Origin of the sequence: Curtobacterium sp. 314Chir4.1 (assembly GCF_900215175.1) — a bacterium.
In the GTDB taxonomy this organism is placed as follows: Bacteria; Actinomycetota; Actinomycetes; order Actinomycetales; family Microbacteriaceae; genus Curtobacterium; species Curtobacterium pusillum_A.
In genome coordinates, this window is sequence record NZ_OCMI01000001.1 from 484,794 (window position 1) to 504,039 (window position 19,246).

The 19,246-nt window shown below is 69.8% G+C and carries 19 protein-coding genes; 2 read left to right on the forward strand and 17 right to left on the reverse strand.

The annotated features are described in order from the left end of the window. Positions 1–74: 74 nt before the first annotated feature. Positions 75–668 carry a hypothetical protein gene (locus CRP27_RS02200; RefSeq protein WP_097179114.1) on the forward strand — a complete coding sequence of 198 codons (594 nt, stop codon included), beginning with the start codon at positions 75–77 and terminating at the stop codon, positions 666–668. On the opposite strand, the gene CRP27_RS02205 is transcribed toward CRP27_RS02200, so the two are convergent. The 17 genes from CRP27_RS02205 to ybaK all read right to left on the reverse strand — a co-directional run bounded on the left by CRP27_RS02205 (position 655) and on the right by ybaK (position 18,876). Next, the gene (locus CRP27_RS02205; protein ID WP_255257400.1) at positions 655–3,006 is read right to left on the reverse strand and encodes a bifunctional (p)ppGpp synthetase/guanosine-3',5'-bis(diphosphate) 3'-pyrophosphohydrolase; all 2,352 of its coding nucleotides are present in this window, start codon (positions 3,004–3,006) and stop codon (positions 655–657) included. The two genes, CRP27_RS02200 and CRP27_RS02205, sit on opposite strands and share 14 nt — an antisense overlap. 57 nt (positions 3,007–3,063) lie before the next feature. Then, on the reverse strand, positions 3,064–3,441 hold the full coding sequence (locus CRP27_RS02210) for a rhodanese-like domain-containing protein (protein ID WP_097179115.1): 378 nt from the start codon (positions 3,439–3,441) through the stop codon (positions 3,064–3,066). Further along, entirely contained in the window at positions 3,441–4,442 is a 1,002-nt protein-coding gene (gene secF, locus CRP27_RS02215; protein ID WP_097179116.1) for a protein translocase subunit SecF, read from the reverse strand. Before secF ends, CRP27_RS02210 begins: the two co-directional genes overlap by 1 nt. Further along, the gene (gene secD / locus CRP27_RS02220; protein WP_097179117.1) at positions 4,442–6,193 is read right to left on the reverse strand and encodes a protein translocase subunit SecD; all 1,752 of its coding nucleotides are present in this window, start codon (positions 6,191–6,193) and stop codon (positions 4,442–4,444) included. Before secD ends, secF begins: the two co-directional genes overlap by 1 nt. 86 nt (positions 6,194–6,279) lie before the next feature. Then, complete coding sequence (yajC, locus tag CRP27_RS02225; RefSeq protein WP_097179118.1) at positions 6,280–6,678, reverse strand: preprotein translocase subunit YajC; 399 nt, start codon at positions 6,676–6,678, stop codon at positions 6,280–6,282. 117 nt (positions 6,679–6,795) lie between these two features. Beyond that, the gene (gene ruvB, locus CRP27_RS02230; RefSeq protein ID WP_097179119.1) at positions 6,796–7,833 is read right to left on the reverse strand and encodes a Holliday junction branch migration DNA helicase RuvB; all 1,038 of its coding nucleotides are present in this window, start codon (positions 7,831–7,833) and stop codon (positions 6,796–6,798) included. After that, positions 7,830–8,450: a Holliday junction branch migration protein RuvA gene (gene ruvA / locus CRP27_RS02235; protein WP_097179120.1), complete on the reverse strand. Its 621-nt coding sequence runs from the start codon at positions 8,448–8,450 to the stop codon at positions 7,830–7,832. Before ruvA ends, ruvB begins: the two co-directional genes overlap by 4 nt. Next, entirely contained in the window at positions 8,447–9,109 is a 663-nt protein-coding gene (ruvC, locus tag CRP27_RS02240; protein WP_255257438.1) for a crossover junction endodeoxyribonuclease RuvC, read from the reverse strand. Before ruvC ends, ruvA begins: the two co-directional genes overlap by 4 nt. 7 nt (positions 9,110–9,116) lie before the next feature. Further along, positions 9,117–9,881: a YebC/PmpR family DNA-binding transcriptional regulator gene (locus tag CRP27_RS02245; protein WP_097179122.1), complete on the reverse strand. Its 765-nt coding sequence runs from the start codon at positions 9,879–9,881 to the stop codon at positions 9,117–9,119. Between the two features lie 116 nt (positions 9,882–9,997). Next, on the reverse strand, positions 9,998–10,591 hold the full coding sequence (gene pdxT / locus CRP27_RS02250; protein ID WP_097179605.1) for a pyridoxal 5'-phosphate synthase glutaminase subunit PdxT: 594 nt from the start codon (positions 10,589–10,591) through the stop codon (positions 9,998–10,000). Beyond that, entirely contained in the window at positions 10,588–11,508 is a 921-nt protein-coding gene (gene pdxS, locus CRP27_RS02255) for a pyridoxal 5'-phosphate synthase lyase subunit PdxS (protein ID WP_097179123.1), read from the reverse strand. Before pdxS ends, pdxT begins: the two co-directional genes overlap by 4 nt. A 12-nt stretch (positions 11,509–11,520) precedes the next feature. Beyond that, positions 11,521–12,090, reverse strand: coding sequence for an HIT domain-containing protein (locus CRP27_RS02260; protein ID WP_097179124.1), 570 nt, complete (start codon positions 12,088–12,090; stop codon positions 11,521–11,523). Then, positions 12,090–14,003: a threonine--tRNA ligase gene (gene thrS / locus CRP27_RS02265; protein ID WP_255257439.1), complete on the reverse strand. Its 1,914-nt coding sequence runs from the start codon at positions 14,001–14,003 to the stop codon at positions 12,090–12,092. Before thrS ends, CRP27_RS02260 begins: the two co-directional genes overlap by 1 nt. A 193-nt stretch (positions 14,004–14,196) precedes the next feature. Then, positions 14,197–14,739: an adenine phosphoribosyltransferase gene (locus CRP27_RS02270; RefSeq protein ID WP_097179125.1), complete on the reverse strand. Its 543-nt coding sequence runs from the start codon at positions 14,737–14,739 to the stop codon at positions 14,197–14,199. A 97-nt stretch (positions 14,740–14,836) separates the two neighbouring features. Then, complete coding sequence (locus CRP27_RS02275) at positions 14,837–15,073, reverse strand: hypothetical protein (RefSeq protein ID WP_097179126.1); 237 nt, start codon at positions 15,071–15,073, stop codon at positions 14,837–14,839. 621 nt (positions 15,074–15,694) lie between these two features. After that, complete coding sequence (locus CRP27_RS02280) at positions 15,695–18,295, reverse strand: ATP-dependent Clp protease ATP-binding subunit (protein WP_097179127.1); 2,601 nt, start codon at positions 18,293–18,295, stop codon at positions 15,695–15,697. Positions 18,296–18,390: 95 nt separating this feature from the next. Next, positions 18,391–18,876, reverse strand: coding sequence for a Cys-tRNA(Pro) deacylase (ybaK, locus tag CRP27_RS02285; protein WP_097179128.1), 486 nt, complete (start codon positions 18,874–18,876; stop codon positions 18,391–18,393). Positions 18,877–18,943: 67 nt separating this feature from the next. Between ybaK and CRP27_RS02290 the strand changes: the two genes are divergently transcribed. Continuing rightward, entirely contained in the window at positions 18,944–19,228 is a 285-nt protein-coding gene (locus CRP27_RS02290) for a DUF6412 domain-containing protein (protein WP_255257401.1), read from the forward strand. Positions 19,229–19,246 lie beyond the last annotated feature (18 nt).

Here is a 19,246-nt window from a genome sequence, read left to right on the forward strand (position 1 = left end):
CGGACCCGCTGCCGTGCATCGGCGCTCTCCACAGGCAGTCGTGCCGGCGTCCGGGCCTCGGGCAGGATGTCGGGGTGCCCCGCTCCCGCCTCGTGACCAGCGACGACTGGCCCGAGGCCGAACTGCGTGCGGCGGTGCTCGCCGGTGAACTGGTCGCTGTCGGGGCGTGCTGGGCCTCCCCCGTCGAGCCGCAGACGCCGTCGCTCCGAGCCGCCGCCGCAGCGTGGATGCTCCGCGATGCCCGGCTGATCGCCGGAACGCGGACCGCGGCGTGGATCTGGGGTGCGACCTCGCGGCCGCCGACACCGCTCGAGGCTGCGATCTCGCCGCAGGCCCGAGTGCACGTCGACGCGGGAGTGCGGCTGCGCGAGGTGGTGATCGACCCCGCCGACGTCGTGCGGCTGGGCGGACCGTGCGGTTCGGGCGGTCCCGGCGACCTCGGCGTGACGACTCCGGTGCGCACGGCCATCGACCTGCTGCGCACGCCGAGCACCGGTGAGCGGACGTTCGGGACCGCTGAGTCGGAGGCGCTCCGCGGGCTGCTCGCGATCGGCGCGGTCACCGTCGCCGAGGTCGAGGAGCGGCTGTGCGGGCTCGGGACGATCCCGATGGTCCGGCAGGCGTCACGACGGCTCCGCGCGCTGGTGGAGCCCGTCAGCCCGCGCTGACGCGGTAGACGTCGTAGACGGCGTCGATCCGGCGGACCGCGTTGAGCACCCGGTCGAGGTGCGTGGTGTCGCCCATCTCGAACACGAACCGGCTGAGCGCCAAGCGGTCGGACGAGGTCGAGACCGTCGCCGACAGGATGTTCACGTGGTACTCCGTCAGGACCCGCGTGACGTCGCTCAGGAGACCAGAGCGATCGAGCGCCTCGATCTGGATCTGGACGAGGAACACCGACTTCGACGAGGGTGCCCACTCGACCTCGATCATGCGGTCGGGTTCGTTCATCAGCGACTTCACGTTCGTGCACGATGCCTGGTGCACCGAGACGCCCTGGCCGCGGGTGATGAACCCGACGATCTGGTCCCCCGGCACCGGGGTGCAGCACTTCGCCAGCTTCACGAGGATGTCCGGCGCACCGCGCACCAGGACGCCGCTGTCGCTGTTGCGGAGCTGACGACTGGTGACCTGACGCGGGAAGGTGAGTTCCGGCTCGTCCGACTCGGTCTCGGCCTGGACGTTCCCGAGGACCTTCTCGATGACCGACTGGGTCGACACGTGGCCCTCGCCGACGGCAGCGTAGAGGGCCGACACGTCGTCGTACCGCATCGACGAGGCGACCTCGGAGATGGAGTCCTGGCTCATGATGCGCTGGAGCGGGAGGTTCTGCTTCCGCATCGCCCGCGCGATCGCGTCGCGGCCCTGTTCGATCGCCTCTTCGCGGCGCTCCTTGGTGAACCACTGCTTGATCTTGTTCCGGGCACGCGGACTGCGGACGAAGGTCAGCCAGTCCTGGCTCGGGCCGGAGTCGGGGTTCTTCGAGGTGAAGATCTCGACGACGTCGCCGCTGGAGAGGGAGCTCTCGAGGGGCACGAGGCGACCGTTGACCTTCGCGCCCATCGTGCGGTGCCCGATCTCGGTGTGCACGGCGTAGGCGAAGTCCACAGGGGTCGCGCCGGAGGGCAGGCCGATGACCTTGCCCTGCGGGGTGAAGACGTACGTCTCCTTCGCGCCGATCTCGTAGCGCAGCGAGTCGAGGAACTCCCCCGGGTCGCTCGTCTCGGCCTGCCAGTCGGTGATGTGCGCGAGCCAGGCCATGTCCTGGTCGTTCGCCGACGAGGAGTCGACGTCGCGGCCGGCCGCGCGCTGCTTGTACTTCCAGTGCGCCGCGACACCGAACTCGGCACGCTGGTGCATCTCGTGCGTGCGGATCTGGATCTCCACCGCGCGGCCCTGCGGCCCGAGGACCGTCGTGTGCAGCGACTGGTACAGGTTGAACTTCGGCGTCGCGATGTAGTCCTTGAAGCGCCCGGGCAGCGGCGTCCAGCGCGCGTGCACCGAGCCGAGCATCGCGTAGCAGTCACGCACGGTCGGGACGAGCACCCGGATGCCGACCAGGTCGTAGATCTCGTCGAACTCGCGCCCGCGCACGATCATCTTCTGGTAGATCGAGTAGTACTGCTTCGGGCGGCCCATGACGTCGCCGCGGACCTTGGCGGCCTTCAGGTCCTTCTTGAGCGTGCCGATCACGTTCTGCACGAACTGCTCGCGCTTCGGCTGCCGCTCCTTGACCAGGCTGTCGATCTCGACGTAGAGCTTCGGGTGGAGCACCGCGAACGAGAGGTCCTCGAGCTCGAGCTTGATCATCTGGATGCCCAGACGGTGCGCGAGGGGCGCGTAGATCTCGAGGGTCTCCTTCGCCTTGCGCGTGGCGGAGGTCGACTCGACGAAGCCCCACGTGCGGGCGTTGTGCAGGCGGTCGGCGAGCTTGATCACCAGGACTCGGATGTCCTTCGACATCGCGATGACCATCTTGCGGACGGTCTCGGCCTGGGCGCTGTCGCCGTACTTGACCTTGTCGAGCTTGGTGACGCCGTCGACCAGCATCGCGATCTCGTCACCGAAGTCGTGCCGCAGCTGGTCGAGCTGGTAGTCGGTGTCCTCCACGGTGTCGTGCAGGAGCGCGGCCGCGATGGTGATCGGACCGATCCCGAGGTCGGCGAGGATCTGCGCGACCGCGACGGGGTGCGTGATGTACGGCTCCCCGGACTTGCGCTTCTGGCCGTCGTGCGCGCGCTCGGCGACCGAGTACGCGCGCTCGATCAGGGTGACGTCGGCCTTCGGGTGGTGCGAGCGCACCGTCCGGATGAGCGTGTCGACGGCACCGGCGGGCTGCGCTCGCGAGAACAGCCGCGGCAGCAGTGACCGGAGGGAACCGAGGTTGCCGGTGGTGTTCGGACCGAGGGGGCTCGTCGGGCGCGACGCCGAACCGGGGCGGCTGGCGACGTCGGCCGGGGTGGGAGCCGGGGCGTCCTGGGGCGTGGATGCACGCGTGTCCGTCATGATGCGCCTCCCGAGGACATGGTCCGAAGTCGATCCGACAAGACTACGCGCGCCCGGTCAGTGCTCGTGACGCGGTTCGCCCTGAGCGTCGGCGTCGGTGCCGGCGTCCGTCTGGCCGCCGCGGACCACGGGGGCGCCGGACTGCTCCCAGGCGAGCATCCCGCCGACCAGGTTGACGGCCGGGACACCGGACTGTTCGAGCGCCGCAACGACGCGGGCGGAACGACCGCCGGAGTGGCAGACCACGATCGCCGGCTCGTCGCCCCCGTCGATCTCCTTCCACCGCGCGACCAGCTCGGACATCGGCACGAGGGTGGCCTCGGGAGCGTGGACCTCGTCCCACTCCCCCTGCTCGCGGACGTCGAACAACCGTGCCCCTGCCGCGAGCCGACGACGGGCCTCTGCGACGTCGATGTCCTGGATCTCGGCGGGCATCAGACGCCCGCCGCCGCGTCGACCTCACGCTGACGCTTCGCCGCGGCAGCCTGCTTCTTCGCGTCCGCCTGCTTGACCTTCGGCTCGTTCTCACGCAGGTGCGCGTACATCGGCGAGGCGATGAAGATCGTCGAGTACGTCCCGACGATGATGCCGATGAACAGCGCGAGCGAGATGTCGCGGAGCGTCCCGGCACCGAGGATGTACGACCCGATGAAGAGGATCGCCGCAACGGGCAGCAGTGCAACGACGGAGGTGTTGATCGAGCGGACGAGCGTCTGGTTCACCGCGAGGTTCACGGACTGCACGAACGTCCGGTGGGACTCCTGGCTCGTGTTCTCGCGGACCTTGTCGAACACCACGACGGTGTCGTACAGCGAGTACCCGAGGATCGTCAGGAAGCCGATGACCGCGGCCGGGGTGACCTCGAGTCCGACGATGCCGTAGACACCGGCCGTGATCAGGAGGTCGTGCAGCAGCGCCACCATCGCGGAGACGGACATCTTCCAGGTCCGGAAGTACAGCGCCATGAACACCGCGGCCAGCGCGAGGAAGATGACGAGGCCGCGGATGGCCTGCGCGAGGACGTCCGCACCCCAGGTCGCACCGATGAAGGTCGCGGCCACCTGGCTGTCGGGCACGTCGTACGCCTTGGCCAGGGCGTCCTGGACCTCGGTGGTCTCACGGTCCGTCAGCTGTCCGGTCTGCACACGGATGCCGTGCGTGCCGAGCTGCGAGACGCGCGGGACGCCCTCGGGGACGATCTCCTCGACGGTCTTCGTGGCGATGCTCTGGTCGAGGTTCTGCACGTCGGAGAGCGTGAACTCCGACCCGCCCGTGAACTCGATGCCGAGCTGGTACCCACCGCGGAGCCACGGCACCGCGAGGGAGATGACGATCGCGATGACCGCGATCAGGTACCACGTCTTGCGGCGACCGACGATGTCGTACGAGCGCTTGCCCGTGTAGAGGTCGCTGCCGAACTGGCTGAAGCTGGCCATCAGTCGTCCTTCCCGTCCGGCGTGGTGCCGTTCTCGCCGGAGGCCTGCTGGGCCTTCCGCTCCGCGATGGTCTGTCGACGCTGCGCCTCACCGGCACTGCGCTGACGCTTGCCGTCCACGACCGGCGCGCGGAACTGCGCCCGCCCGCGGTAGACGGCGCCGAGGGCCGACGGATCGAGCCCGCTGAACCGGTGCCCCTCGCCGAAGAAGCGGCTCCGGGCGATGAGCTGCATCATCGGGTGCGTGAACAGCACCACGACGACGACGTCGATCAGGGTCGTGAGCAACAGTGTGAACGCGAAGCCCTTCACGTCGCTCACGGCGAGGATGTAGAGCACGATCGCGGCGAGGAAGTTGATCGAGTCCGAGGCGAGGATCGTGCGGAGCGCACGCTTCCACCCGGACTCGACGGCGCTCTCGAGTGCGCGTCCGTCGCGGAGTTCGTCCCTGATGCGCTCGAAGTACACGATGAACGAGTCCGCGGTGATGCCGATGGCCACGATCAACCCCGCGACGCCGGCCAACGACAGGCGGTAGTCGACGCGCCACGACATGATCGCGATCACGAGGTACGTCAGCGCGAACGCGACACCGAGCGACAGCACGGTCACGAACGCCAGCGCCCGGTACTGGATCACCGAGTAGATGATCACCAGGATGAGGCCGATCAGACCGGCGACGAGACCGCCGACGAGCTGGGCGGTGCCGAGCGTCGCGGAGATGTTCTCGTTCGACTGCACCTGGAAGTTGATCGGCAGCGCGCCGTACTTCAGCTGGTCGGCGAGGGTCTTCGCGGAGTCCGCGGTGAACGACCCGGTGATCTGCGCCTTGCCGTTGGTGATCGCGGAGTTCGTCGTCGGCGCGGTGATGACCGAGCCGTCGAGGACGATCGCGAACTGGTTCTGCGGCTGCGTGAGCGAGACGAGCCGGTTCGTGACGGTCCGGAAGTCCTTCGAGCCGGTGCCGTCGAACGTCAGGTTGACGGCCCACTGCCCGGTGGAGGTGCCCTGCGAGTCCGTCGCAAGGCCCGAGGTCGCGTTGCTGATGTTCGAGCCGGAGACCTCGACCGGGCCGAGGATGTACTTCGCAGCACCGTCCTGGTCGCAGGTGACGAGCGGCTCGTCGTCCGGCGCCGTGGTGACGTCGTCGGGCGCGGAGCAGTTGTAGTTCGTGTACAGGTCCTGCAGCTTGGGCGTCACCCAGTTGAGGTCACTGGCGTTCGTCGGCTTCGCGCTCGGCGTCGCGGCGAGGGACGCGGGCGGCGAGTACGGCGTCGGGGACGCGCTCTTGGACCCGTCGTCGCCGACGGAGGTGTTCGTCGCGGCCTCGGTGTAGAGGACCGGGCGGAACGTCAGCTTCGCGGCCGCTTCGATGCGGTCGATCGTCGCCTTGTCCGGCTTGCCGGGGATGGAGACGACGATGTTGTTCGTCCCCTGGGTGTTGATCTGCGACTCCGAGACACCGGTGGCGTTGATGCGCTGACGGATGATGTTGACGGCCTGGCTGAGCTGCTGGCTCGTCACCGAGCCGCCCTCGGTGTTCTGCGCCGCGAGGGTGAGCTGCGTTCCGCCCTGCAGGTCGAGTGCCAGTTCGGGGACCCAGCTGGCCCCTTCGAACCACTTGCCGCTGTCGTCCTTCGTGGTCCCGGCGAGGACCGATGCCGCGGTGTTCAACCCGGCGAGGACCGCCATCAGGATCACCAACCAGGTGAGCGAGCGGATCGCCTTCTTGACGGGTGTCGATCGTGCCACCGGTCGTCTCGTCTTTCTGTCAGGACCGACGGCGGAGACCGACGGCAGGTGTCGCCGCCGGATCGGTGGACCCGGCGGCCGAGGTGTCAGTCTTCGGTCTTGCGCTTCGCGGCGTCGGTGTCGGTCTCGGTGGACTCGATGCGCTCCCCGTAGACCGGCTCACCGTTGAGCTCGGCGACGGGCTTGGGCTCGTCCTCCGGCGTGGCGGTGGTCTGGATGTCCGACGCGCTGTCGTCGACGACACGCGACAGGGTCTGGCGGTGGACGGTGACGACGGTGCCCGGCGCGATCTCGACGTCGGCGGTGACCTTCTCGTCATCGACCGACAGGAGCGTGCCGTACAGGCCGAAGGACAGCATGACCTTCGCGCCCGGCACCATCTTGGTGGCGAGCTCGGACTGCTGCTTCTTGCGCTTCCGGCTGTTGTAGAACATGAAGGCCGCGAACGCCACGACGATGACGATGAGGATGACTTCTTGACCCATGATTGCGATGCCTTCTCTGGTATTTCGGTTTCGGGCCGTAGCAGTCTAGGGCACACGCCTGTGCGTGCTGTGTCGTCCTGACTACGCCGGTGGTCGTCTCGGTCGGTGCTGGTGCTCTCAGTCGGGGTCGTCGTCGAACAGCCCGGGTTGCGCGAGGCTCCCCTGCCCCGGCGTCATCCCGAAGTGGCGCCAGGCCTGCGGCGTGGCGATCCGCCCACGGGGGCTGCGTGTCACGAGCCCGACCCGGACGAGGAACGGTTCGACGACCGACTCGATGGTCTCCGATTCCTCGCCCACCGACACCGCGAGGGTGTTCAGGCCGACCGGACCCCCGTCGAAGCGGGTGAGCATCGTCTCGACCACGGCGCGGTCGAGACGGTCGAGCCCGAGCTCGTCGACGTCGTAGAGGTCGAGCGCGCCCTGCACGGCGGCCATCCCGTCCGTGGTGCGGTGCACGAGGGCGTAGTCGCGGACGCGTCGGAGCAGGCGGTTCGCGATGCGCGGCGTACCGCGGGACCGACCGGCGATCTCGCGCAGTGCCGTGCGGTCGATGTCGAGCTCGAGCAGGTGCGCCGCCCGGATGAGGACCTGTTCGAGTTCGTCCTTCTCGTAGAACTCGAGGTGCGCGGTGAAGCCGAAGCGGTCACGGAGGGGGTTCGGCAGGAGACCCGCCCGGGTGGTGGCGCCGACGAGGGTGAACGGTGCGAGGTCGAGCGGGATGCTCGTGGCACCGGCACCCTTGCCGACCATCACGTCGATGCGGAAGTCCTCCATCGCCAGGTAGAGCATCTCCTCTGCGGAGCGCGCCATGCGGTGGATCTCGTCGATGAAGAGGACCTCGCCGGGCACGAGCGAGGAGAGCACGGCAGCGAGGTCGCCCGCGTGCTGGATCGCAGGCCCGCTGGACATCCGCAACGGGCGACCGGACTCGTGCGCGACGATCATCGCCAGGGTGGTCTTGCCGAGGCCGGGTGGTCCCGCCATCAGGATGTGGTCGGGCGTCCGGTCCTGGAGTGCTGCGGCCTTCAGGAGCAGGTCGAGCTGGCCGCGGACCTTGCGCTGCCCCACGAACTCGTCGAGGGACTTCGGGCGGAGCGCTCCTTCGAACGCGAGTTCTTCCTGCGACTCGGCGTCGGCGGCGGTGATGCCGCTCACCGGCCGGCTCCGGCGGGGCGGAGGGCGCCGAGCGCGGCGCGGAGCAGGGACTGCGTGCCCATGGTGGCGGCGCCGGGCTCGTTCGCGATGGTGTCGTCGACGGCGCGCTGGGCGGCGTCTTCACGCCACCCCAGGCCGACCAGGGCGGCGACCACGTCGACGGCGGCCGGGTGGGCGGTGGTGCCACGTGGAGCTGCGGCCGCGGGTGTCTGCTCGAACGCGGCGAGTTTGCCGGAGAGCGCGACGATGATGAGCTTGGCGGTCTTCGGACCGATGCCGGACACCTTGCGGAACGCGGCGTCGTCGTCGTTCGCGACGGCGTTCGCGACCTGTGCCGGTTCCATGTGTGCGAGGACGCCCATCGCGGACTTCGGGCCGACACCGGACACACTCCGCAGCAGGTCGAACACCTGCAGCGCGTCGGTGGACTCGAAGCCGAACAGCAGGTGCTCGTCTTCCCGCACGATCATCGCCGTGCGGAGGAAGACCTCGGCCCCGTGTCGCATCGTGAGGGCGTGCGCCGGCGTCACGGTCACCGCGTAGCCGACTCCCCCGACCTCGACCACGACGGCCGAGCCGGCGACGTCGATGCAGGTGCCCCGGAGACTCGCGATCATGCGCCGAGCCTACGGCCCGCCGCCGACGAAGCCGAGGTGCCACGCTGCGCCACCGCACCGCGCTGCGGACGGGCAGCCGCGGCCGCTGCGCGCGCGAGGGGCGAGTCGACGGTGCCGCCCTGGGCGTCGCGCCAGGCTCGCTGCGCGGGTGTGAGGTTCGTCACACGGGTGCCGACCGTGTCCGGTGCGCCGAGACGCCACGCGTGGCAGACCGCCAGCGCGAGGGCGTCGGCTGCGTCCGCCGGCTTCGGGGCCTCGTCGAGGCCGAGCACCCGCGCGATCATCGTCTGCACCTGGCGCTTGTCGGCGTTGCCGTACCCGGTGACAGCAGCCTTGACCTCGGACGGCGTGTGCAGGCCGACCGGGAGCCCACGAGCCGCCGCCGCGTGCAGGGCGAGACCCGCCGCCTGGGCCGTCCCCATCACCGTGCGGACGTTCGCCTGCGCGAAGACCCGCTCGACGGCGACCGCGTCGGGGCGGTGTTCGTCGATCTCGGCCGCGATGCCGTCGGCGATGCGGAGCAGGCGCTGCTCGAGTGCCATGTCCGCCGGCGTGCGCACGACCGTCACGTGGACGAGCCGTGCACGCCGGTTCGGTGCGACCTCGACGATGCCGACGCCGCACCGCGTGAGCCCGGGGTCCACCCCGAGCACGCGCAGCATCGGGTTAGTCCTCGTCCTCGTCGAGCTCGGCCTGGACGTCGGCGGGGATGTCGAAGTTCGAGTAGACGTTCTGCACGTCGTCGCTGTCCTCGAGCGCGTCGATGAGGCGGAACACCTTGCGCGCGGTCTCGGCGTCGACCGGGACCTTGAGCCCCGGCACGAACTCGGCGTCGGCGGAGTCGTAGTCGATCCCGGCGTCCTGCAGCGCCGTGCGGGCCGCGACGAGGTCGGTCGCCTCGGTGATGACCTCGAAGCCGCCGCCCTGGTCGATGACGTCCTCGACACCGGCGTCGAGCACGGCCGTCATGACGGTGTCCTCGTCGAGACCGTCGGTCTTCGTCACGGAGATGACGCCCTTGCGCGCGAAGTTGTACGCGACGCTGCCCGGGTCGGCCATGGTGCCGCCGTTGCGGGACATCGCCGTGCGGACCTCGGCCGCTGCACGGTTCTTGTTGTCGGTCAGACACTCGATGAGCATCGCGACGCCGTTGGGGCCGTAGCCCTCGTACATGATCGTCGTGTACTCGATCGACTCACCGGTCAGCCCGGCACCGCGCTTGATCGCGCGGTCGATGTTGTCGTTGGGGACCGAGGTCTTCTTGGCCTTCTGCACGGCGTCGACCAGGGTCGGGTTGCCGGAGAGGTCGGCACCGCCCATCTTCGCGGCGACCTCGATGTTCTTGATGAGCTTCGCGAACGACTTGGCACGGCGCTGGTCGATGACCGCCTTCTTGTGCTTGGTCGTTGCCCACTTGGAATGCCCGGACACGGTGCTCCTTGCGTCTAGCGGAAAATCTGACTCAGTTTACCGGCCTGGAGGCGCGGCTCGCCCCCGCCGCGCTGGTCCTGTGGACAAGTGGTCCGCCGGCGCGTGCGCGACGCGGCTCAGGCCGAGCGGACGAGGTCCAGGAACCGGCGGTGGAAGCGGTCCTCGCCCGCGACCTCCGGGTGGAAGGCGCTCGCGATGACGTTCTCCTGCTGCACCGCGACGACCTGTCCGTCCGGCAGGGCACCGAGGACCTGGACCCCGGGGCCGTGCTGCTCGACCACGGGTGCACGGATGAACACCGCGTGCACCGGGGCGTCACCGAGCGCCGGCATCGGGATGTCGGTCTCGAAGGAGTCGTTCTGGCTGCCGAAGGCGTTCCGCCGGACGGTCGTGTCGAGCACGTCGAGCGTCTGCTGCCCCGGGATGCCGGCGGCGATGCGGGAGGACAGCATGATCATGCCCGCACACGTGCCGTACGTCGGGAGCCCGCCGCGGATCGCCGCTGAAAGCGGTTCGGCAACCCCGAACGCCCTGGACAGCTTGTCCATGACGCTCGACTCGCCGCCGGGGATGACGACGCCGTGCAGCGTGCCGATCTCCTCCGGGCGACGCAGCGGGACCACCTCGGCGCCGAGTTCCGTCAGCGAGGTGATGTGCTCCCGGAAGTCACCCTGCAGCGCGAGGACCCCGATGCGGGGCCGCGCGCTCACCACCCGCGCTCGGCCAGACGGTGCGGGGCCGGGACGTCGGCGACGTTGATGCCGACCATCGCCTCGCCGAGACCGCGCGAGACCTCGGCGATGACCTTGGGGTCGTCGTGGAAGGTGACGGCCTTGACGATCGCCGCGGCGCGGGCCGCCGGGTCGCCGGACTTGAAGATGCCGGAGCCGACGAACACGCCGTCCGCGCCGAGCTGCATCATCATCGCGGCATCGGCCGGGGTGGCGACACCTCCGGCGGTGAAGAGCACGACCGGGAGCTTGCCGGTCTGGGCGACCTCCTTGACGACGTCGAAGGGTGCCTGCAGCTCCTTCGCGGCGACGTAGAGCTCGTCCTCCTTCAGGTACCGGAGGGCAGCGATCTCCTTGTTGATCGTGCGGATGTGCTTCGTGGCCTCGGACACGTCACCCGTGCCGGCCTCGCCCTTGGAGCGGATCATGGCCGCGCCCTCGGTGATGCGACGGAGGGCCTCGCCCAGGTTCGTGGCACCGCAGACGAACGGGGTCGTGAAGTTCCACTTGTCGATGTGGTTGACGTAGTCGGCAGGCGAGAGGACCTCGGACTCGTCGATGTAGTCGACGCCGAGCTCCTGCAGGACCTGCGCCTCGACGAAGTGGCCGATGCGGGCCTTCGCCATCACGGGGATCGACACGGCGGCGATGATCTCCTCGATCATCGACGGGTCGGACATGCGGGCGACGCCGCCCTGTGCGCGGATGTCGGCGGGGACGCGCTCGAGGGCCATGACGGCCGTCGCGCCGGCTTCCTCGGCGATGCGGGCCTGCTCGGCGTCGACGACGTCCATGATGACGCCGCCCTTGAGCATCTCCGCGAGGCCGCGCTTGACGCGGTCGGAGCCGGTGATCGAGGTGCCGGGGGTGCTCGGGGTGCTGCTGCTGTCGCTCATGATGCCGACAGTCTAGTGGTCTGCCGGCCACCCTTCGGCGACGAGACGCCGGGTCTCACCGAGCAGCTGCGACATCGACTTCGTCCGCGCGATGATCGGGAAGAAGTTCGCGTCCGACTGCCACCGGGGCACGATGTGCTGGTGCAGGTGTCCGGCCACCCCGGCTCCGGCGACCTCGCCCTGGTTCATGCCGATGTTGAACCCGTCGCAGTGCGACACGGCACGCAGGACGCGCATCGCGGTCTGGGTGAGCTCGCCGATCTCGCGGAGTTCGTCCGGCGTTGCCTCGTCGTAGAGCGGGACGTGGCGGTAGGGGCAGACCAGCAGGTGCCCGTTGTTGTACGGGAACAGGTTGAGCAGGACGTAGGCGTGCTCGCCGCGGGCGACGATCAGGGCGTCCTCGTCGGACTTGCGCGGTGCCTCGCAGAAGGGGCAGTCGTCGTCGTGCCCGCGGCCACGCCCCTCACGCCCCGCGTCGATGTACGCCATCCGGTGCGGGTTCCACAGCCGCTGGAAGGCGTCCGGGACGGCTGCGCCGGACGCGGCGTCCCGGATCACCAGCGGGTCCTGCTCGTCGGTCATCAGACCTGCGCGCGCTCGCGGATCGCGGTCAGGATGCGCTCGACCGCCTCGTCCACCGGCACCCCGTTGTCCTGACGGCCGTCACGGAAGCGGAACGAGACCGCTCCGGCGTCGCGGTCGTCGCCGCCCGCGATGAGCTGGAACGGGACCTTCTGCTTCGTGTGCGTGCGGATCTTCTTCTGCATGCGGTCGTCGGAGTGGTCGACCTCGGCGCGGACGCCGTGCGACCGGAGCTTCGCGACGACCTCGTCGAGGTAGTCGCCGTACTCCGCCGCGACGGGGATCGCCACGACCTGCACCGGGGCGAGCCACGCCGGGAAGGCCCCGGCGTAGTGCTCGGTCAGGACGCCGAAGAACCGCTCGATCGAGCCGAACAGGGCGCGGTGGATCATCACGGGGCGCTGGCGCGTGCCGTCGGCCGCCGCGTACTCCAGGCCGAAGCGCTCGGGCAGGTTGAAGTCGAGCTGCACGGTCGACATCTGCCAGGTCCGGCCGATGGCGTCACGGGCCTGCACCGAGATCTTCGGGCCGTAGAACGCGGCGCCGGCGGGGTCCGGGACGAGTTCGAGACCGGACTCCTCGGCGACCTCGCGCAGGGTGTTCGTCGCGACCTCCCAGACCTCGTCGTCGCCGACGTACTTCTCCGGGTCCTTCGTGGAGAGCTCGAGGTAGAAGTCGTCGAGGCCGTAGTCGCGCAGCAGCGAGAGCACGAACTCGAGCGTCGTGGTGAGCTCCTCCTTCATCTTCTCCTGCGTGGTGAAGATGTGGGCGTCGTCCTGGGTCATGCCACGGACCCGGGTGAGCCCGTGGATCACGCCGGACTTCTCGTTCCGGTACACCGTGCCGAACTCGAACATGCGCAGGGGCAGGTCCCGGTACGAGCGCGCCTGCGACCGGTACGCCAGGATGTGCATCGGGCAGTTCATGGGCTTGAGGTAGTAGTCGGCGCCCTGGCGGGTGACGTTGCCGTCCTCGTCGCGTGCCTCGTCCATGTGCATGGCCGGGAACATGCCGTCCTTGTACCAGCCGAGGTGCCCGGACTGCTCGAACAGGTCGCCCTTGGTGATGTGGGGCGTGTAGACGAACGAGTAGCCCTCCTGCTCGTGCCGGCGACGCGAGTAGTCCTCCATCTCACGACGGATGATGCCGCCCTTGGGGTGGAAGATCGCCAGGCCGGAACCGATCTCGTCCGGGAACGAGAACAGGTCGAGCTCTGCACCGAGCTTGCGGTGGTCGCGCTTCGCTGCTTCTTCGAGTCGGAGCAGGTAGGCCTTCAGCTGGTCCTTGTCCGGCCACGCGGTGCCGTAGACGCGCTGGAGCTGCGGGTTCTTCTCCGAGCCGCGCCAGTACGCCGCGGCGACGCGCATGAGCTTCGAGGCGTTGCCGATGATCCGGGTGTGCGGCAGGTGCGGGCCGCGGCACAGGTCCTCCCACACGACCTCGCCCGTCTTCGGGTCGACGTTCTCGTAGATCGTCAGCTCGCCGGCACCGACCTCGACGCTCTCGCCGGAGTCACCGGCGTCCGCAGCGCCCTTGAGGCCGATGAGCTCCTGCTTGTAGGGCTCCCCCGCCATGCGCTCGCGGGCCTCTTCGTCGGTGACGACCACGCGGCGGAAGCGCTGGGCCTGCCGGATGATGCGGTCCATGTTCTTCTCGATCGCCTTGAGGTCCTCCGGGGTGAAGGGCTCGGCGACGTCGAAGTCGTAGTAGTAGCCGTCGGTGACGGGCGGCCCGATGCCGAGCTTGGCGTCGGGGTTGATCTGCTGCACGGCCTGCGCGAGCACGTGCGCCGCCGAGTGGCGGAGGATGTCGAGCCCGTCCTGCTCGTCGAGCGTGACCGGCTCCACGACGTCGCCGGCGTCGACCGCCGCGGCGAGGTCCTTGAGGACACCCGCGACCCGGATCGCGACCACGCCACGAACGCCGTCGAAGAGCTCGGTGCCCGTCGTGGTCGTCGTCGCGGTGCGGGGCTCGGGTGCCTGGGGCACGGCTGCGGGCTCGGCGTTCTCCGGCGATGCACCTTCCGGCGCTGCGGCGACTGACTCGGTCACGATGATGGGACTCCTCGATCGAAATGGTGCGTCAAGACTAGTGCGCGCGTGCGGCTCAGGCGGGCACGGAACCGAGCGTCTGCACGGGCAGACGCGACTCGAGCCGTTCACGCCCCGCGAGGCCGTCGAGCTCGAGCAGCGCCGCGAAGCCGATGGCCTCGTACCCGGCGCGTTCGAGCAGCGTCACGGTGGCGGCCGCGGTGCCGCCCGTCGCGAGGACGTCGTCGATCACGAGCACCCGGGTACCGGCAGGCAGCTGACCGGGGCGGAGCTCGAGTTCGGCCTCGCCGTACTCCAGCGCGTACTGCTCGCTGAGGACCTCGCCCGGGAGCTTGCCGGCCTTGCGGACGGTCAGGACACCGACCTGGTGCTGCGCGGCGATGCCACCGGCGAGTGCGAAGCCACGGGCCTCGATGCCGGCGACCGCTGCGAAGCCCTCACCGACGGCGAACGGCGCGGCGAGTGCCTCGCACACCCGGCCGAAGGCGACCGCGTCGGAGAACACCGGCGTGACGTCGCGGAACAGGATCCCCGGCGAGGGGAAGTCCGGGACGATGGCGGTGAGGCGTTCGACGAGTGCAGCAGCGGTTTCGGTCACCCGACAACGGTACGGGAGGTGCGGCGTGCCCCTGCACGGTGCGAGGTCGGCGGGACCTCGCACCGTGCTGGTCGTGGTGGAGCGACCGCGAACGCACTCAGTGCCAGAGGTGCATCGCTGCGCTCTGGACGAGCCAGCGGGCCTCGCGGTCGAGCCGCTCGCGTTCGAGGCGCTGGCGCGTCTCGAAGTCGACCGACGGCCGCACCCGGTGGGTGCGACGGCTCCAGATGATCAGGGTCATCCCGATGCGGAGCGCGATGCGGTCGGAGAGCGACACCCGACGGCGCACCGCGCGGGTGTCAGGAGGGCGGATGGTGGTGGTCTTCGTGGACACGGTGTCCCCTTCATGGCATGACGGAATCGCCCGCACGCGGGCATGACGGACTGCCCGGTACGCGGGCAGGAGATGAATGCAAGAGAATGCATTTCGCGCCCCGCACGAGAATGTGCGCGGAAGCGATCAGGAATGACTGCCGATACGACGAGCGTGCCACCCACCACCGACATTCGCGGCCGCATTTCGCCGCCCGGAGAACACCACCGCGAAGGGTGGTGATCGAGCTTGCGAGACGCGTGACCGACGGAGGCCCCAGACGCGTCCCGGCGAGACGCACTCAGCGCGGGAGTGTCAGGACAGCAGTGTCGACAGGTGCGGGACGCTCCGCGTCAGCGGACCCGGATCGGGGTGCCGCCGAACGTTCGGATGCCACGGAACGGAGTCGTTGCGGTGATCATCATGGTCAGGCCCCCTCTCGGTCTCGTGCTGACGTGGTGATTGCTGCCCGTGAACACTATCCACACCGGCATTCCCCGCGCAAGCCTTTTCTCGAACTTCTTCCGGAATTGCATTCCCGAACAGTCCGGATGCTCCGGAGACCCACGACAGTCCGAAACCCCGGCACGCAGAACGCCCCGGCACCACGACGGGTACCGGGGCGTTCTGCGGAAGGTGGTGCTAGACCGTGGCGGCCACTGCGACCGTCGCGTCCAGGCCCCCGTCGACGACGTCGATCCGCACCGTGTCGCCGTGCGTCACGGCCTCGCCGACGACGAGGTTCGCGATGCGGTCGTCGACCTCGCGCTGGATCAGCCGACGGAGCGGGCGGGCACCGTACTCCGGCTCGTACCCGTGCTCGGCGAGCCAGTCCACCGCGGCGTCCGACACCGACAGGGTCATGCCCTGCGCGAGCAGCCGGAGCGCGGTGTCCTGCAGCAGCATCGACACGATCGCGTGCAGCTGCGACCGGTCGAGCTTGCGGAACAGCACGATCTCGTCGATGCGGTTGATGAACTCCGGCCGCATCGCCTCGCGCAGCTTGCCCATCACCCGGGCGCGCAGGTCGTCCTCGGCGAACCCGTCCCCGGAGCCGACCGGCGCGAACCCGAGCGCACCGGAGCGCGACGCGAGGAACTCCGACCCGATGTTCGACGTCATGATGAGGACCGTGTTCCGGAAGTCCACCGTGCGCCCCTGGCCGTCGGTCAGCCGGCCGTCGTCGAGCACCTGCAGGAGCAGGTTGAAGACGTCCGGGTGCGCCTTCTCGACCTCGTCGAGCAGGATCACCGAGTACGGGTTCCGGCGGACGCGCTCGGTGAGCTGTCCCGCCTCGTCGTAACCGACGTACCCCGGAGGGGCACCGACCAGCCGCGACACGGTGTGGCGTTCGCCGAACTCGCTCATGTCGAAGCGGAGCATCGCCGACTCGTCGCCGAACAACGATCCCGCCAACGCCTTGGCGAGCTCGGTCTTGCCGACGCCCGTCGGGCCGAGGAACAGGAAGCTGCCGACAGGACGACGCGGGTCGCCCATGCCGGTCCGGCTGCGCCGCACCGCGGTGGCGATGGCGCGCACGGCGTCGTCCTGGCCGACGACGCGCTCGTGGAGTTCGTCCTCGAGCGCGGCGAGCCGCGAGCGGTCGCCCTGCGTCAGGCGCGTGGCCGGGATGCCGGTGGCGCGCGACACGACGGCAGCGATGTCGACCTCCGTGATCGACGTGCCCACGATCTCCCGACTGGAGGCGCGACCAGCGTCCGCCTGTCCGGCGGCGGTGATCCGTGCCTCCAGGTCGTCGATCTCGTCGCGCAGGCGCGACGCCTCCTCGTAGTGCTCCTCCGCCACGGCGGCGTCCTTGGACGCGGTCAGCGTCGCGATCTGCGCGCGCAGCGCCTCGACGTCGACGTCGCCCGACAGGGCGAGTCGGCGGCGTGCACCGGCCTGGTCGACGAGGTCGATGGCCTTGTCCGGCAGGTGCCGGTCGGTGACGTAGCGGTGCGACAGTTCCACCGCGGCGCGCAGGGCGTCCGGTGTGTACGTGACGCCGTGGTGTTCCTCGTACCGCGGGGCGAGACCGGTCAGGATCGCGACCGCGTCCTCGACGCTGGGCTCCCCCACCGTGACCGGCTGGAAGCGACGTTCGAGCGCGGCGTCCTTCTCGATCCGGCGGTACTCGTTGAGGGTGGTCGCGCCGACCAGGTGCAGGTCGCCGCGGGCGAGCCGGGGCTTGAGGATGTTGCCGGCGTCCATCGAACCGCCCTCGCCGCCGCCACCGGCGCCGACGACCGCGTGCAGCTCGTCGACGAAGACGATGAGCTCGTCGGCGTGCGCCGCGATCTCGTCCATCGCCGTCGTGAGGCGCTCCTCGAAGTCGCCGCGGTACCGGGTACCGGAGAGCATGCCCGGCAGGTCGAGCGCCACGACCCGCTTGCCCTGCAGGAGGACGGGGACGTCGCCGTCCGCGATGCGCTGGGCGAGGCCCTCGACGATCGCGGTCTTGCCGACACCGGGCTCGCCGATGAGGACGGGGTTGTTCTTGGTGCGGCGGAGCAGGATCTCGACGGTCTGCTCGATCTCCTCGGCGCGGCCAATCACGGGGTCGATGCGGCCGTCCCGGGCGCGCTCGGTGAGGTCGGTGCCGAACTGGTCGAGCGTCGGGGTGTCACTCGTCGACTCGTCGGCGTTGCGCGTGGACTCGGTGCCGGGCGCCGGGCGTCCCGCTCGTGCGGCGGCCGAAGCCTGCGCCGCGTACTCCTGCATCACCTGCGGGGTGACGCCGGCGCTCGCGAGCAGCTGCCCGGTGACGGTGTCCTGGTCCATGACGAGCGCGAAGAAGACGTGCTCGGGGTCGGTGTAGGTGCTGCCGAACCCGCGGGCCGCCTGGGTGGCCTCGACGAGGATGCGTTGCGCGGTGCCGGTCAGTGCCGGTCGTGCGCCCTGGTCCGCGCCGGCCTCCGACGCCATCGGGAGCCGCTGCTCGATCTCGTCGGCGAGCTGTTCGGGGTCGACCCCGGCCTGCCGGACGATCGCCGTGAACGGGTCGGTCCGGACGAGCACGTGCAGGACGTGCAGGGCGTCGACCTCGTGCTGGCCCTGCTCGACGGCGTACTCGGCGGTGCGCTGGAGCAGTTCGTGGGTGCGACGGCTGAGCAGTCGCGTGATGTCGACCGGGCGTCCCAGCGGTACGGATCGCTGGGCGCCGGGGTTCTGGGCCGCGAGGAGTCGGGCGAGGAACTCGTCGAACGAGTCGTTGCCGCCGGTCGGGCCGAACTGTGCTGGCAAAGGGACCTCCTGGGAACTTGAGTGCCTTTGACTCAATGCAACGCAGGAGGTGCCGGGTCATTCCCGGGATCGGAAAGAACTTGAGGCGAGCGGACTCAGGCCCGTGCGATGGCCGCTACCGTCGCCCCGGTGACGCGGACGAGGTCGGCCGGGGCCACCTCGATGTCGAAGCCGCGACGCCCACCGGACACGAAGATGCTCGCGTACGACAACGCCGACTCGTCCACCACGGTCCGCAGCTTCGTCTTCTGGCCGACCGGACTGATACCCCCGACGACGTAGCCGGTGCGCTTCTCGGCGAGGGCCGGGTCGGCCAGGGTCGCCTTCTTGCCGCCGACCGCTGCCGCGATCGCCTTGAGGTCGAGTCGGTTCGCCACCGGGACGATCGCCACCGCCAGGGCACCGTCGACCGACACCACGAGGGTCTTGAACACCTGCTCCTCGCGGAGCCCGAGGGCTGCCGCTGCCTCCTCGCCGAAGTTCGTGGCGGTCTCGTGGTGCTCGTACACGTGCGGCGTGTACGCGACCCCTGCCCGCTCGAGGGCGGCGGTCGCTGGGGTGCTCGGCGAACCTGCGGTCATGGGCACGATCCTGCCGTGACCAGCCACTTCCCTCCGAGCGGCGCGCGGGCGTTACCCTGAACGGACCATGACCGTCGTCGAGTTCCTCCTGCGCTGCACCGCCGCACTGGTCCTCGGCGACCCCGCAGTGACCGCGCTCCCGCTCCTTGCGGTCGCTGCGCTCGGGCTGACCGCCGTGGCCGTCGCCGTGCTGGTGGCCCACGTCCTGGCGCTCGTGCTCGGTCTGGACACGACCGGCCCGGCAGCGCCGGCGCGCGCGCCGGCCGACCTCGCGACGCGGATCGCGTGGAGCCACCCCGACGCCGACGGACACGCCCGACCCCGGGCACCGGGAGTCGTCGCTCCGGCCTGACCACCGGCCGGTGGGCGG